This window comes from Streptomyces tibetensis (assembly GCF_040647715.1).
In the GTDB taxonomy this organism is placed as follows: Bacteria; Actinomycetota; Actinomycetes; order Streptomycetales; family Streptomycetaceae; genus Streptomyces; species Streptomyces tibetensis_A.
On sequence record NZ_JBEZCR010000001.1, the window covers coordinates 350,940 to 365,258 of the forward strand.

General features: G+C 73.6%; 13 protein-coding genes. 6 read left to right on the plus strand and 7 right to left on the minus strand.

Features of this window, described 5'->3' with window-relative positions; all coding sequences use genetic code 11:
• Nucleotides 1–73: 73 nt before the first annotated feature.
• A complete protein-coding gene (locus tag AB0B29_RS01595) occupies nucleotides 74–841 on the minus strand; it encodes a sirohydrochlorin chelatase (RefSeq protein ID WP_362232487.1) in 768 nt (255 codons plus the stop codon).
• A gap of 213 nt (nucleotides 842–1,054) precedes the next feature.
• Here AB0B29_RS01595 and AB0B29_RS01600 point away from each other — a divergent pair, with 213 nt between their 5' ends.
• Nucleotides 1,055–1,753 (plus strand): SanA/YdcF family protein, encoded by a 699-nt coding sequence (locus AB0B29_RS01600; RefSeq protein ID WP_362232490.1) that lies wholly within the window; start codon nucleotides 1,055–1,057, stop codon nucleotides 1,751–1,753.
• A gap of 46 nt (nucleotides 1,754–1,799) precedes the next feature.
• Here the strand turns inward: AB0B29_RS01600 and AB0B29_RS01605 are convergent, their stop codons facing one another.
• From AB0B29_RS01605 to AB0B29_RS01615, 3 genes are read right to left on the minus strand one after another with little or no spacing between them, the layout of a single operon-like run.
• Nucleotides 1,800–2,633: an enoyl-CoA hydratase-related protein gene (locus AB0B29_RS01605; RefSeq protein WP_362232493.1), complete on the minus strand. Its 834-nt coding sequence runs from the start codon at nucleotides 2,631–2,633 to the stop codon at nucleotides 1,800–1,802.
• Nucleotides 2,634–2,654: 21 nt separating this feature from the next.
• Nucleotides 2,655–3,911 (minus strand): hypothetical protein, encoded by a 1,257-nt coding sequence (locus tag AB0B29_RS01610; RefSeq protein WP_362232496.1) that lies wholly within the window; start codon nucleotides 3,909–3,911, stop codon nucleotides 2,655–2,657.
• On the minus strand, nucleotides 3,908–5,428 hold the full coding sequence (locus AB0B29_RS01615) for an amino acid adenylation domain-containing protein (RefSeq protein WP_362232499.1): 1,521 nt from the start codon (nucleotides 5,426–5,428) through the stop codon (nucleotides 3,908–3,910). Before AB0B29_RS01615 ends, AB0B29_RS01610 begins: the two co-directional genes overlap by 4 nt.
• Nucleotides 5,429–5,889: 461 nt before the next feature.
• On the opposite strand from AB0B29_RS01615, the gene AB0B29_RS01620 reads away from it, so the two are divergent.
• A complete protein-coding gene (locus AB0B29_RS01620; RefSeq protein WP_362232502.1) occupies nucleotides 5,890–8,118 on the plus strand; it encodes a molybdopterin oxidoreductase family protein in 2,229 nt (742 codons plus the stop codon).
• A gap of 62 nt (nucleotides 8,119–8,180) precedes the next feature.
• Here AB0B29_RS01620 and AB0B29_RS01625 read toward each other — a convergent pair whose 3' ends face one another.
• A complete protein-coding gene (locus AB0B29_RS01625) occupies nucleotides 8,181–9,827 on the minus strand; it encodes a M4 family metallopeptidase (RefSeq protein WP_362232505.1) in 1,647 nt (548 codons plus the stop codon).
• Between the two features lie 139 nt (nucleotides 9,828–9,966).
• Between AB0B29_RS01625 and AB0B29_RS01630 the strand changes: the two genes are divergently transcribed.
• From AB0B29_RS01630 to AB0B29_RS01640, 3 genes are all read left to right on the plus strand, one after another.
• Nucleotides 9,967–10,425, plus strand: coding sequence for a gamma-glutamylcyclotransferase family protein (locus AB0B29_RS01630; RefSeq protein WP_362232508.1), 459 nt, complete (start codon nucleotides 9,967–9,969; stop codon nucleotides 10,423–10,425).
• A gap of 421 nt (nucleotides 10,426–10,846) precedes the next feature.
• Nucleotides 10,847–11,368 (plus strand): hypothetical protein, encoded by a 522-nt coding sequence (locus AB0B29_RS01635; protein ID WP_362232511.1) that lies wholly within the window; start codon nucleotides 10,847–10,849, stop codon nucleotides 11,366–11,368.
• Nucleotides 11,369–11,478: 110 nt separating this feature from the next.
• The gene (locus AB0B29_RS01640; protein ID WP_362232514.1) at nucleotides 11,479–12,138 is read left to right on the plus strand and encodes a class F sortase; all 660 of its coding nucleotides are present in this window, start codon (nucleotides 11,479–11,481) and stop codon (nucleotides 12,136–12,138) included.
• Here the strand turns inward: AB0B29_RS01640 and AB0B29_RS01645 are convergent.
• Nucleotides 12,076–12,468 carry a winged helix-turn-helix transcriptional regulator gene (locus tag AB0B29_RS01645; RefSeq protein WP_362232517.1) on the minus strand — a complete coding sequence of 131 codons (393 nt, stop codon included), beginning with the start codon at nucleotides 12,466–12,468 and terminating at the stop codon, nucleotides 12,076–12,078. The genes AB0B29_RS01640 and AB0B29_RS01645 overlap by 63 nt on opposite strands.
• Nucleotides 12,469–12,571: 103 nt before the next feature.
• Here AB0B29_RS01645 and AB0B29_RS01650 point away from each other — a divergent pair, with 103 nt between their 5' ends.
• Entirely contained in the window at nucleotides 12,572–13,465 is an 894-nt protein-coding gene (locus AB0B29_RS01650; RefSeq protein WP_362232520.1) for an NAD(P)-binding domain-containing protein, read from the plus strand.
• On the opposite strand, the gene AB0B29_RS01655 is transcribed toward AB0B29_RS01650, so the two are convergent.
• Nucleotides 13,462–14,244 carry a sulfite exporter TauE/SafE family protein gene (locus tag AB0B29_RS01655; RefSeq protein ID WP_362232523.1) on the minus strand — a complete coding sequence of 261 codons (783 nt, stop codon included), beginning with the start codon at nucleotides 14,242–14,244 and terminating at the stop codon, nucleotides 13,462–13,464. The two genes, AB0B29_RS01650 and AB0B29_RS01655, sit on opposite strands and share 4 nt — an antisense overlap.
• Between the last annotated feature and the right edge of the window lie 75 nt (nucleotides 14,245–14,319).

Below are 14,319 nucleotides of genomic sequence, written 5' to 3' on the forward strand. Positions count from 1 at the left end.
TGCGTGTGCGGGTGGGTGGTGGCTGGTCGCGCAGTTCCCCGCGCCCCTGAGGGGCGTAGGCCCGAGCCCGGTTTCAGGCCGAGGCCAGTTCCGGAAGGGTCTGCCGTGCCACTGCTTCCTCGTAGCGGTGGAGGACGAGCTGGGCCATCGACGGGTGGGTGCCGAGGGGGGCCGCTGCTGTCCACGGAGCCGCCTGGGCGCACTCCGTGGCGAAGCGGCCCGGGGCCGTGAAGTAGGACGCGAGGGCGATGTGGCGGCGGCCCCTGGCCAGGAGGGTGCGGACGGCCGTTTCGACCGTCGGGGTCGCCGCCGAGGCGTACGCCGGGATGACCGGGACGCCGAGGCGGGTCGCCAGGAGGTGGGCGGTGCGGGCCGTGTCCGTCTTCGCGTCCGGGTCGCGGGAGCCTGCCGCGGCGAGGACGACCGCGCTGGTGCGGTGGGGTGTCCCGCCCCAGCCGGCTTCCGTGAGGCGGGCCTGGAGGGCGTCGACCAGGAGCGGGTGGGGGCCCAGGGGGGCGGCCAGGTGGGTGCGGGCCCGGGAGGCCGCCGCCATCTCGGGGATGTCTTGCTTGACGTGGTAGCCACGGCTGAGGAGGAGGGGGACGAGCACCGCCTCCGAGTCCCCGAGCGCCGCGAGGGTGTCGGGGAGCAGGGGGGCGTTGAGCTCGATGTGGCCCAGGTGCACGGGCACGTCGGGGCGCAGGGCCCGGACCCGGTCGAGGAGCGCCCGCACGGTGCTCAGCGCGCGGGGGTCGCGGCTGCCGTGGGCCACGACCACGAGGGCGGGCGGGGCCGGGCGGCGCGTGGCGGGCGGCGGGACGAGGCTGAGCTGACTGGGCATGCTCCGATGGTGGCGGCGGCGCGTTGCCTTCCCGTTGCACGGGCGTCACGGGTGTTTTCCAGCGGTTCACGATGTGGGACACGGCTGTGTGAGGTGCATTGACCTGCCGTTTCCACGAATCGAGTGAAGCTGCTCACGTGACTGCGGATGAACCGGGCGGTCGCCGGCGACGTCCCTGACTGTCGAGGGGCCGACCTGGGGAGGGACCGTCCGATGCGTCGTGTGACGTTCCGAGGACCACGGCTGCCGCGTACCCGGCGGGGGCAGCGACGGCTGGTGCAGGCCGTGATGGCCGGGTGCGTGCTGGCCCTGCTTCCGGCGACGTGGATGTACGCCGTGGCGGGTGACCGGCTGCGGACGGCGGCGGATGTGCCGCGTACCGAGGTGGCGGTGGTGTTCGGTGCCGGGCTGTGGGAGGGCGAGCCGTCGCCGTACCTCGCGCACCGGCTCGACGCCGCGGCGAAGCTGTACCGGGAGGGGCGGGTGGAGGTGGTGCTCGTCACCGGCGACAACAGCCGGGAGGACTACGACGAGCCGGACGCGATGCGCGCGTATCTGACGCGGCACGGGGTGCCCGACGGGCGGATCGTCAGCGACTACGCGGGGTTCGACACCTGGGACTCCTGCGTGCGCGCCAAGAAGATCTTCGGGGTGGATCAGGCCGTGCTGATCAGTCAGGGCTTCCACATCCGGCGGGCGGTCGCGCTGTGCGAGGCGGCGGGGGTCTCCTCCTACGGGGTCGGTGTGGACGCCGTGCACGACGCGACCTGGTACTACGGGGGCGCCCGGGAGGTCCTCGCCGCCGGGAAGGCCGCGCTGGACGCGGTGTTCCGTCCGGATCCGCGGTTCCTCGGTCCGCGGGAGCCGGGTGTGCAGCGGGCGTTGGCGGCGGCCGGGGATCCTCGCCGGTGACTCGGCCGGGGGCGGTCCGCCCCCGGCCGGTCGGTGGGTGCCGGTGTCAGTGCTCGGGCCCGTGTTCGGGCCTGCGTTCGAGCCTGTGTTCGTGCCCGTGTTCGTGGCCGTGTCCGTCTCCGTGGAAGCGCGGCGGGCGCTTCTCCAGGAACGCCGTCATGCCCTCCTTCTGGTCGTCGGTGGCGAACAGGGCGTGGAAGACGCGGCGCTCGAAGCGGATCCCGTCGCGCAGACCGGATTCGAGGGCGCGGTCGACGCATTCGCGGGCCGCCCGGACGGCCGCCGTGCCGTACGCGGCGATCGCCCTCGCCGCTTCGAGGGCCTCGGGCAGGACCCGGTCGTCCGGGACCACACGGGAGACGAGACCGCAGCGTCCAGCCTCCTGTGCGTCCATGGTGCGACCGGTGAGGACCAGGTCCAGGGCCGTGGCCCGGCCGACGAGCCGGGTCAGTCGCTGGGTGCCGCCGATGCCGGGGATCACTCCGAGTCTGATCTCGGGCTGCCCGAAGACGGCCGACTCCCCCGCGACGACCAGGTCGCACATCATCGCCAGTTCACATCCGCCCCCGAGGGCATGGCCGTTGACCGCCGCGATCTTCGGGGTGCGGAGATCGGCGAACTCCTCCCAGCCGGCGAAGTAGTCCTCGGCCATCATGTCGGCGGCCGACTTCCCCGCCATCTCCTTGATGTCGGCGCCGGCCGCGAAGACCGTGTCCGAGCCGGTGACGACGAAGCAGCCGACCTCGGGGTCCGCGTCCAACGGGCGCAGCACGTCGAGAAGTTCGGCCAGCAGCGCCGAGCTGAGCGCGTTGCGTACGTGCGGGCGGTGCAGGCGTACGGTCACCACCCGGCCGTTCCGCTCCAGCTTCAGGTTGTTCATCGGCATCCCCTTCTACGAGTTCTACGAGTCCCAGATCGCGCCGTACGCCGGAATCCCCCGCCGTTCCAGGCCGTGGACCACCTGCCAGGTCAGCTTCTTGTTGGAGATGCAGATGACCGCCTCGGCCCCGAAGTCCCGGTAGGCCTCGTGGGCGAGGCGCACCATGTCGGGCTTGCCGTGCCGGGACGTGTCCCAGATCCGGGCGTCCGGCTGGACGGCGAGGATCTCGTCGACCAGGGCGTCGCCGTAGGTCGTACGGGGGTCGCGGGTCGCCCAGACCAGCCGGGAGGGCACCTGGGCGGCGAGCAGGTGGGGCAGGCACGGGCCGATGCCGCTGCCGGTGGCGATGTAGACGACCTTGGTGAACAGGACCTCGATGTTGGCGACGCCGGCGGTGGTGATGCCCTTGACCCACACCTGCCGGGGCAGGTCGTCGATGAAGGAGCCGGTCCAGTCGCCGGCCCGGGAGATCGTGAGCCGGAAGCCGGACTCGCCGGGGGCGGGCACGTTGGCGAAGGAGTGCCACTCGGTCAGCGGGCTGCGGCTGATCGCGGTGGAGGAACCCGCGAACGGGGTCTCGCCGTGGTCGAAGCGGGCCAGCACGACGTGCGAGGAAGGGCGTTCGAGGCGGACGTCCACCTTGCGCAGCCGCAGCCAGGGCAGGGCGACGCTGAAGGTGGTCACCACGAGCACGCCGACCTGCCACGGGCCGGGTGAGGACAGCAGGGTGTGCGTCCAGAACAGGGCCAGGGCCGTCCAGCCGCCGAAGCGGTGGATCTTCTCGAAGTGGTCGTGCCGGCGGGAGCGGAACGGGGGCAGGGCGGTGGCGGTGATCAGCGCGAGGAGGACGATCAGGGTCCAGCCGACGGTCCTGGCGGGGCCGTCGGGTGCCGTGATCGTCGCGGCCAGGAACCAGCCGGTGCCCGCCAGTGCCCCGCCGACGTGCAGTCCGCCGAAGTGGTACACCTTGCCGAGCGTCCAGCGGACCCGCAGCGGCCAGGTGGTCGGGGCCGAAGTCGCCAACCGGAAGAAGAGGTTGATGACGTACTGCTGGCGTACGACGACGGCGAGGGCCAGGTTGGCGAGGGCCGCGTGCCCGAGGGTGGGAGCGGTCAGGGGCCAACCGGTCCAGGCGAACGCCGTGTTGGCCAGGAGCACCAGGGCCGCGAGCCGGTTGTAGTGCATCAGGCGGGGGTGCTTGAGCAGGCGGCGGGGGCCGGGCAGGAGCGGCGGGAGTCCACCGGTGGCCTCCTGCGGCCGGGGCGGGGAGGTGGTCATCGCGCCACCGCCACGCGTTCCTCGATCATGAGCAGCAGCGCCTGTTTGTCGACCTTGCCGCGGTCGGTCTCGGGGAGGAGGGCCAGTGGCAGGATCCGCTCGGGGACGCAGTAGTAGGGCAGGGCGTCCGCGACAGCGCGGCGCGCCGCTTCCGGGTCGACGTCCGCGGGGCAGACGAAGGAGACCAGGGTGCGGGCGTCGCGTCTCAGGGTGACGGCGCGGGTGCAGCCGGCCGCGGACTCCAGGACCGAGGAGACGGAGTCCAGTTCGACGCGGAAGCCGCGCACCTTGACCTGGTCGTCGGTGCGGCCGAGGTGCTCCAGCTCGCCGTTGGAGGTCCAGCGGCCGAGGTCGCGGGTGCGGAACATGCGCCGGCCGCCGCCGAGGAAGGGGTCGGGGGCGTACCGCTCGGCGTTGAGGGCGTCGTCGCCGAGGTAGCCGGCGGACACGCAGTCGCCGCCGGCCCACATCTCACCCACCTCGCCGACCGGCACGGGACGGCGGTCCGCGTCGAGGACGTAGACGGTGTTGTTGGGGGTGGGGCGGCCGATGGTGAGCAGCGGGGCGTCCGGGTCATGTCGGCTCATCGTGTTGACGATCGTCGTCTCGGTGGGGCCGCAGCCGTTGAAGAAGGCGGCCTGCCGGGCCCAGCGGTCGGCCAGCGGGCGCGGGCAGGGCTCCCCCGCGACGGCGACCGTGCGCACCCGCGGGCAGGCGGCCGGGGCGAGGCCGGACAGCACGGTCGGGGTCGCGACGAGCACGTCCGCCGTGCGGGCCGCCGCGGCGATGTCCTTGCCGCGGATGACGAGGGTCCCGCCGTGCGTGAGGCAGCCGAGGATCTCCCATGCGGCCATGTCGAAGGCGATGTTGAGGAGCTGGGCGACCCGGTCGCCGGGCCGGACGCCGAGGTCGCCCGGGGCGGTGAGCAGGAGGTTGGCGACGTTGCGGTGGGTGACCTTCACGCCGTTGGGGCGGCCGGTGGTGCCGGAGGTGAACAGGACGTAGGCGCCGTCGTCGCCGGTGACGGGGACGCGCGGGGCCGGGGCGTACGGCAGCGGCTCGTCGAGCGGGAGCAGCAGATGGCCGGCGGGCAGGGGCACGCGGTGGGCGTGCTCGGCGACCGTGAGGACGACCCTGGTCCGGGCGGTGCGGATGACGTGGGTGAGCTGGGCCGGGGGTGCGAGGCCGATGTCCTGCGGGACGTACGCGGCGCCGGCCTTCAGGATGCCGAGCAGGCCGACCAGCATCGGGATCGAGCGGCGGACGAACAGGCCGACGTGGTCGCCGGGGCGGACGCCCTCGCGGACCAGGCGGGCGGCGAGGGCGTCGGCGCAGCGGTCGAGTTCGCCGTAGGTGATGCGGGCGCCCTGGTGTTCGGCGGCGACGGCGTGCGGGGTGGCCGTGGCGTGGCGGGCGACGGCGTGGTGCAGGAGCGGATCGGGGACGGGGACGGCGGGGCCTCGGCCGTACTGCCTGAAGAGCTGCTGGTCATGGGGGGTCAAGTGGCGCAGAGGCATGATCGGGTGGCCTCCTGGCTGTTTCGAGGTCGGATTGCCACCCGCGGCCCGGCCGCGGGTGGATGCTGCCGTGAGCGGCGGGCATGCCCGGGTGTCGAACGCCGTGCGGAGTCGTGCGAGCGCTGCGCGTAGCGAGAGCGTAGTGCGGCTGCTTCAACACTCAACGAGGTTGGATCGGCCAAGAAAGGAACGTAATGAGCCACATGTGGCGTTTCTGGTCCCAGAGGCAACGTCCGTGCCGGTCGGCGACGACCTGAAGGAGGGCGGGCCTGTGTCCACCGGGCAGGGGCTCCTCACCGGGCAGAGGGTTTCTCATCGGGCAGCGGGCTCATCGGGCAGAAGGCTCATCGGGCAGCGGGCTCCTGCCTCACGCGGGCGGGGCGGCGGCGGGGAGGTTGCCGTCCCGGCCGCGTAACAGGGAGCCGTCCCCGGCGTAACACGGCCGACGCACGCTGGACGGCATGCAGACCACCGCGACGCCCACGCACTGCCCGTACTGCGCCCTGCAGTGCGGGATGAACCTCACGCCCACGCCGGACGGGACCGTCGAGGTGAGCGAGCGCGCGGACTTCCCGGTGAACCGGGGCGCCCTGTGCGGCAAGGGGCGTACCTCGGCGGCGGTGCTCGCACGCAACGTGCGTCTGACCTCCCCGTTGGTGCGCGACGAGGGCGGCGCGCTGGTGCCCGCCTCCTGGGACGAGGCGCTGGAGCGGATCGCGGCGGGGCTGCACCGCACGCGCGCGGAGTACGGGCCGGACGCGGTCGGGGTGTTCGGCGGGGGCGGGCTGACGAACGAGAAGGCGTACACCCTCGGCAAGTTCGCGCGGGTCGTGCTCGGCACCTCGCAGATCGACTACAACGGGCGTTTCTGCATGTCGTCGGCGGCGGCCGCCGGCATCAAGGCGTTCGGGCTCGACCGCGGGCTGCCCTTCCCGCTGGAGGACATCCCGAAGTCCGGCTGCGTGATCCTCGTCGGGTCGAACCTCGCGGAGACCATGCCGCCGTCGCTGCGGTTCTTCACCGAGCTGAAGGAGAACGGCGGCACGCTGATCGTCATCGACCCGCGCCGCACGAAGACCGCCGAGCAGGCGGACCTGCACCTGGCGCCCCGGCCGGGCACGGACCTGGCCCTCGCCCTGGGCCTGCTGCACCTGGTGATCGCGGAAGGCCGGGTGGACGAGGAGTACGTCAGGGAACGCACCACCGGCTGGGAGGACGCCCGGGCCGCCGCGATGGCGCACTGGCCGGAGTACGTGGAGCGGATCACGGGGGTGTCCGTTCCTCAACTCCGCGAGGTCGTCCGGCTGTTCTGCGAGCCGGAGTCGGCGATGGTGCTCACCGCCCGGGGGCCCGAGCAGCAGTCCAAGGGCACCGACACGGTGGGCGCGTGGATCAACCTGTGCCTGGCGACCGGCCGGGCGGGCCGCCCGCGCTCCGGGTACGGCTGCCTGACCGGCCAGGGCAACGGCCAGGGCGGGCGCGAACACGGGCAGAAGGCCGACCAGTTGCCGGGCTACCGCAAGCTCGACGACCCGGCCGCGCGGGCGCACGTCGCCGAGGTGTGGGGCGTGGACCCGGACAGCCTGCCCGGGCCGGGGCGCAGCGCCTACGAGCTGCTGGACGCGCTGGGCACCGACATCCGGTCGCTGCTGCTGATGGCGTCCAACCCGCTGGTGTCGGCGCCGCGTGCCGCGCACATCGAGGAGCGCATCCGGTCGCTGGACTTCCTGGCGGTCTGCGACGTGGTGCTGTCGGAGACGGCGGAACTCGCGGACGTGGTCCTGCCGGTCACGCAGTGGGCCGAGGAGACGGGCACGACGACGAACCTGGAGGGCAGGGTGCTGCTGCGGCGGCGGGCGATCACCCCGCCCGACGGCATCCGCAGCGACCTGGAGGTGCTGCACGAACTCGCCGCCCGCCTGGGCGTGGAGAAGGGCTTCCCGACCGACCCGGAGGAGGTCTTCGAGGAACTGCGCCGGGCGTCGGCGGGCGGGGCGGCGGACTACTCGGGGATCACGTACCGGAGGCTGGCCGAGGAGAACGGGGTGTTCTGGCCCTGCCCCGCGGCGGTGGAGCCGACCGGCGGGGGCGGGGGCGCCGTGCCCGGCGGGGAGACTCAGGCCGGGGGCGCCGTGCCCGACGGGGAGGGTCCGGCCGCGAGCACCCTGCCCGACGGGAAGGGCCCGGCCGCGGGCACCCTCGCCGACGGGGAGGAGCCTGCCGTGCACCCGGGCACGCCCCGCCTCTTCCTCGACCGTTTCGCCACGCCGGACGGCCGGGCCCGGTTCGTCCCCGTCTCACACCGGGCGAACGCCGAGGAGCCCGACGAGGAATACCCCGTGCTGCTGACCACCGGGCGGGTCGTGGCGCAGTACCAGTCCGGGGCGCAGACCCGGCGCGTGGCGGAGCTGAACGCCGCCGCACCCGGGCCGTTCGTGGAGCTGCACCCGAGGCTGGCGGCCCGGCTCGGAGCGGCGGAGGGGGACCCGGTGGCCGTCGTGTCGCGGCGGGGCCGGGCGGTGGCGCCCGCGAGGATCACGCACGCCATCCGGCCCGACACCGTCTTCATGCCCTTCCACTGGCCGGGCGAGGGCCGCGCCAACACCCTCACCAACCCCGCGCTCGACCCGACCTCCCGGATGCCGGAGTTCAAGGCGTGCGCGGTGCGGCTGGAGGCCGTCGAGCGGTAGCGGTCAGCTCACGGCGACGGCAGGTGTGCGCGGCGCGGCTCCAGGCCGTGCCGCGGTGGGCGTCAGTTCACCGCCACGGCCTTCCAGGCCGCCGCCACCGCCTTGTGCTCGGTGCTGTCGGCGCCGTAGAGGTCCTTCGCCGCGCTCAGGGTCGCCGTGCGGGCGTCCGCGTAGTCCGTCGAGGACGTCATGTAGACCGTCAGGGCGCGGTACCAGATCTTGCCCAGGGCGGCCCGGCCGATGCCGTTCACCGTGGAGCCGTCGCAGGTCGGGGAGTCGTAGGAGACGCCGTTGAGAGTCTTGCCGCCGCTGCCCTCCGCGAGCAGGTAGGCGAAGTGGTTGCCGACGCCCGAGGAGTAGTGCACGTCGAGGTCGCCGAGCTCGGCGTTCCAGCAGTCCGCCGACTTGCCGTCCTTCGACGGCTTGTCCATGAAGCGCAGGGCTTCCCGGCCGAGGGCGGAGCGGACGACCTTCTCGCCGATGAGCCAGTCGCCCCGGTCCTCGGCGTTGGCCGCGTGGAACTCCACCAGCGTGCCGAAGATGTCCGACGTCGCCTCGTTCAGGCCGCCGGACTCGCCGGAGTAGGTCAGCGCCGCCGTCTTCGACGTCACGCCGTGGGACATCTCGTGCCCGGCGACGTCCAGTGACACCAGCGGGCCCATCAGCTTGCCGTCGCCGTCGCCGTACGTCATGCAGAAGCAGTTGTCGTCCCAGAAGGCGTTGTTGTAGTCCGTGCCGTAGTGGACGCGGTTGAAGGATCCCTTGCCGTCGCCGGCGATGCCGTTACGGCCGTGGACCTTCTTGTAGTAGTCCCAGGTGGCGTCCGTGCCGTACTGGGCGTCGACCGCGACCGTGGACCGGTCCGCGGCCGCGCCCGTGCCCCACTGGTTGTCGGCGTCCGTGAAGAGCGTCGCGGGGGCGCGGGTCAGGCAGACGGTCAGCAGGCACTTGTCCGTCTTGTTCTCGGCGTCGCCGGTGTAGGTGCCGCCGCGCGTCGCGTCCTTCAGCTGGTACGACGAGCCGGACGCGGTCGTCTCCAGCGGCACCGTGCCGCCGTAGAGGGACTCGCCCTCGCCCGACGCCGACTCCATGGAGTCCCAGGCGTCGATCCGGGCGCCGGTCGTCGCGTCGGTCAGGACCGTGCGCCCGACCGGGTTGCCGAGTTCGTCGTGCGCCACCGCGTCGGTCTGCCAGGCCAGCTTCGGGGCGCCGTGCAGGGCGTCGACGACGAGACGGGGCTTGGCGGTGAGCTTCTTCAGGGTCTCGCCGAGGTGGGCGGCGCGCAGCAGGTTCGCCGCGAGGTCGGCGGCCCTGGGGGCGGTCACCTTCGGGGTGACGCTCGCCAGGGAGAGCGCGGACCTCGTCGCGCGGCTCGTGCCGCGGTAGGTGCCGTCCGGGTTCAGGTGGAGCACGAAGTCGCCGCCGAGCACCGGGAGTCGGTGGTAGGTGCGGTCGTAGCGCACGTGCCGGGTGCCGTCCTCGTCGACGACGACGTCCCGGACCTTCGTCTCCTGGGCCGGGGTGAGGCCCAGGACTCCGGCCCGGTCCGCGAGCACCGCCTCCGCGTCCTCGATCGCGGCCGACCTGGTCGGCCGGTCCGCCGCGCCGGCGGCCGGCGAGGCAACGGCGGCCAGCAGGGCGGTGGTGCCGGTGACGGCCACACCGGCGAGGGCGAGACGGGAACCGCGGACATGACGTATCCGACTCATCGGTCTCCTCATACGGGCGCACCCGGTCGCGTGGGGTCGACCGGGGGCGGCGTTGATGTTGACCGCGAGTTAAGGCGTCACGGACCTGGCATGTCCATAGCCCCGTTGTGGAGGTGTGTGAGGGTGCAGAATCGTTCCTGTGACCCTGCCCTTCTTCGTCTACGGCACCCTCCGTCCGGGGGAGGTCAACCACGGCCTCTTCCTGCGCGGCCGCACCCGCTCCGAGGAGCCGGGCAGGCTCGCGGACGCGGTGCTCTACGAGGGGCCGGGCTACCCGTACGCGGTCGAGGAACCGGGCGGCGGGGCGGTGAGCGGGGAACTGGTCACCGCGCTGCCCGAGGCGTACACGGGCCTGCTCGCGGAGCTGGACCGGCTGGAGGAGTACGTGCCGGGCGACCCGCGCAGCCTGTACGAGCGCGTCGAGCGGAAGGTCGTACGGGAGGCCGACGGGGCGGCCGTCCGGGCCTGGGTGTACGTGGCCGCGCCCCCGGTCGCCGCACGGCTGCGGACCCGGGGACGGACGATCGCGGGCGGGGACTGGCGGGCGCGGGGCGTGAGAGGCGAGGTGTTGAGGGGCGAGGTGCGAGAGGGGTACTGAAGCGGGCTCGGCGACGACGGGGGTGAAGCGGCCGTGCCGGTCGCTGCCGATACCGAGGGTCAGGCGGAGCGGTCGTCCGGAGCAGCGGCTGAGGCGGTGACGGTGACCCGGCGGTGGCGATGGAGGTGGCGGAGGCAGTGGCGGTGGGATTCATGTGCCCCAGCACCGCACGGCAACGGTTCATGAGGTCGAGTGCCGGCGCGTGCACCCGGGTCACCCGTTCACACGCGCGCCCCGGGCTTTTCCGCAGCCCGTCCGCCGCACGCCCGTGACCTGCCGAAACGGCCGTGACAGGCTGCCGGTTCACGGCTCCCTGACACCCATTCACCTCAATTCTGACGCCCCCTCAGCAAGCGCGGTCCTCCCGCTGCCCGTTACCTCGAAGGGCAGGCGCACGACCGAACCGCTCGAGGGAGCATCGATGCGACGTACCGCCCGGCCGCTGACCGCCACCGCGTTCGCCGTCGCCGTCGTGGCCCTCGCCTCCGCCCCCGCCCGCGGCGCGTCCACCGGAGGCCTGGAGGTGTCCCCGGCGTCGGTCGTGCCCGGGGATCAGGTCACGGTGCGCGCGGCGGCCTGCGGCGACGGCGGCTCGGCGACGGGTGACGCCGGCGCGGTCGGGGCGGGTTCCCTCAGCCTGGTGCCGGACGCGCACGGGCAGGACGCGACCGGGCGGTTCAGGGTGCCCCCGAGTGCGCAGCCGGGCACGTACGAGATCACCGCGACCTGCGGCGGCAGCGGCCGGCGGATCGCCGGGGACGTGGTGGTCACGCTGACGCCGGTGCGCGGGCAGGTGCATCCCCGGGGGAGTGTGAAGACGGGGGTCGGCGGCGCCCTGGGCCGCGATCCCGTGCAGACCGCGGCCGGTGTGGCGGCTCTCGCCGTCGCCGCCGCGGGCGGTACCTGGCTCCTGCATCGCCGGGCGAGAGGCGACGGGATCTGACGGACACCCTCCGCTGTCCGTCGCCGGTACCGCATGTCCCTCCCCCTCCGGGTCCGACGCCCCTCGTGGCCCGGAGGGGGTACGGGGCCCGAGCTCGGAAAGGGATGAGTATGCGCAGGCTCCCCGGCTTCGGCAGCGGCGTCCGCAGTCCCGCGAACGCGGCCATGGCGGCCGTGACGGTGTTCGCCCTGTGCTCCGGGGTGTGGCTGCTGCGCAACGGCGCCGAGACGCACGCCCCGCCGCAGCCGTCCGCCGCGCAGGCCCGGGCCGGGCTGGGCGGCCGGGCCGGTGAGGGACCGGCCGTGCCCGCGCTGCCGCCCTCGCCGCCCGACCGCATCCGCATTCCCGCGATCCGGGTCGACGCGCCGCTGACGGGGCTCGGCCTGACGAGGACCGGCAGCCTCGACGTGCCACCCGCGGCGGACGAGAACCTCGCCGGCTGGTACGAGTCCGGCACCACCCCCGGTGAGCGGGGCACGGCGATCGTCGCCGGGCACGTCGACAACGCCGCCGGGCCCGCCGTCTTCTACGACCTCGGCGCCCTGGCCCGGGGCAGCACGATCGAGGTGGACCGGCGCGACGGCGGCGTCGCGGTGTTCACCGTGGACGCCGTCGAGGTGTACGCCGCGAAGGACTTCCCCGACGAGAAGGTCTACGGCGCCGCCCGCCGCCCCGAGCTGCGGGTCATCACCTGCGGCGGCGGCTGGTCACGCGGCACCGGATACCGGGGCAACGTCGTCGTCTTCGCCCATCTGACCGGCAGCCGGTGACGCTTCCAGGACGTTGGCCCTGCCCCAGGCACCCAGCGGGGCCAGCGCCCGGTTCAGGGAGCCGCCCCGGGCCGTCAGCGAGTACTCCACCCTCGGCGGCACCTCGTCGTACGCCTCGCGGTGCACCAGCCCGTCGGCCTCCATCTCCCGCAGGTGCGAGGCGAGCACCTTCTCGGTGACGCCCGGCAGTTCGCGGCGCAGCTCCCCGAAGCGGCACGCCCGCTCGTTCAACGCCCAGAGGATCAGCACCTTCCACTTGCCGCCGATCAGGTCCATCGCCGCGTCGATCCCGCACACGTACGCCCCCGGCCGCCGCCCGGTCGTCCCCATGCCCACCCTCCCCTTGCGCTGCCTGCACCCTTCCCCCGGGGTAACCACCCACTCCGAAGTGCGTACTTGAGCAGGTGCTTCCCCTGCGACGAGCCTAAACGCCATGACCGACACCGCAGTTGCCTCCCGTACTCCTCTGACTCTTCTCGGCACCGGGGCCATGGGCACCGCCCTCGCCCGTGCCTGGCTGGCCGCCGGGCACGCGGTGACCGTCTGGAACCGCACCGCCGCCCGGGCCGAAGCACTCGCCGCCGAGGGCGCCACGGTCGCCGCGAGCGCCGCCGAGGCCGTGGCCGCGAACCGGCTCGTCATCGCCTGCCTGCTGGACGACACCTCCGTGGGCGCGGCCCTCGACGGGGCCTCACTCACCGGGCGGGACCTGGTGAACCTCACCACCGGCACCCCGGCCGAGGGCCGTGCGCGGGCCGCCTGGGCCGAGGCGCGCGGCGCTCGCTTCCTGGGCGCCGGGATCATGGCTGTCCCCCCGATGATCGGCGCCCCGGGCTCCGGCGGCTACGTCTTCTACAGCGGTTCCGCCGAGCTGTTCGAGGAGCACCGCGACACGCTCGCCGTCCCGGCCGACACGCGTTACGTCGGGGCCGACCCGGGCTTCGCCGCGCTGCACGACGTGGCGCTGCTGAGCGCGATGAGCGGCATGTTCGCGGGCATCGCCCACGCGTTCGCGTTGATCCGCCCGGAGGACATCGCGCCGAAGGACTTCGCACCCCTGCTGGTGGACTGGCTCACCGCGATGGCCCCGGCCGCGCACGACAGCGCCGAGCGGCTCCAGAGCGGCGACTACACCGGGGGTGTCGTCTCCAACCTCGCGATGCAGGTCGCGGGCAACGCCACCCTGCTGCGCACGGCCGGGGAACAGCGGGTCAGCCCGGAGCTGCTGACGCCGTACACGCGGCTCATGGAGCGCCGGCTCGCACAGGGGCACGGGGACGAGGACGGGACGGGGGTGGTCGAGCTGCTGGACCTGCGGGCCCGTTAGGCGATCCACTGCTCGTACGCCAGGTTCCCCACCAGGGCGAAGACGACCGTCAGCAGCACGACGCGGACGAAGCCGCTGCCCTGCTTCAGGGCGGTGTGGGCGCCGAGGGTGCCGCCCGCCAGGTTGAAGAGGGCCATCAGGGCGGCCAGTTGCCACAGGACGGCGCCCTGCCAGGCGAAGGTCGCGAGGGCGCCGGCGTTGGTGCAGCAGTTGACGATCTTCGCGGTGGCGGAAGCCGTGACGAGGTCGAGGTGGAGGATCGCGGTGAGCGCGAGGACCAGGAACGTACCGGTGCCGGGGCCGATCAGACCGTCGTAGAAGCCGATGCCGAGGCCCGCGAGGCCGATCGCGGCGAGGATCCGGCGGCGAGTGGCCGGGCCGGTCGCGGGGGCCGTGCCGAAGGCGGGCCGCGCGATCACGAAAGCGGCGACCCCGAGCAGCACCACCATGATCACCGGCTTGAGGACGTCGGTGCTCATCCCGGCCGCGAAGAAGGCCCCGGCCGAGGATCCGGCGAGGGCGGCCAGCCCGATGCGGACGGCGGTGCGGACGTCCACCGGGGCCTTGCGGGCGTAGGTCACGGCCGCGCCCGTGGTGCCGACGATGGCGACGGCCTTGTTGGTGCCCAGCGCGTGCGCGGCGGGTGTGTTCGCGGGCAGTCCGAGCAGCAGCACGGGCAGCAGCAGGAGGCCGCCCCCGCCGACCACGGCGTCGATCCACCCGGCGGCGAGGGCAGCGACGCAGAGCAGGACGATCATGGTCAGCGATATGTCGGGCATGATCGCGAGCCTATGCGAGGGCGGTGCGGCTCCAGGACGACGCCGGTGCGACGGCCCTCACAGTGGGCCGTCGCC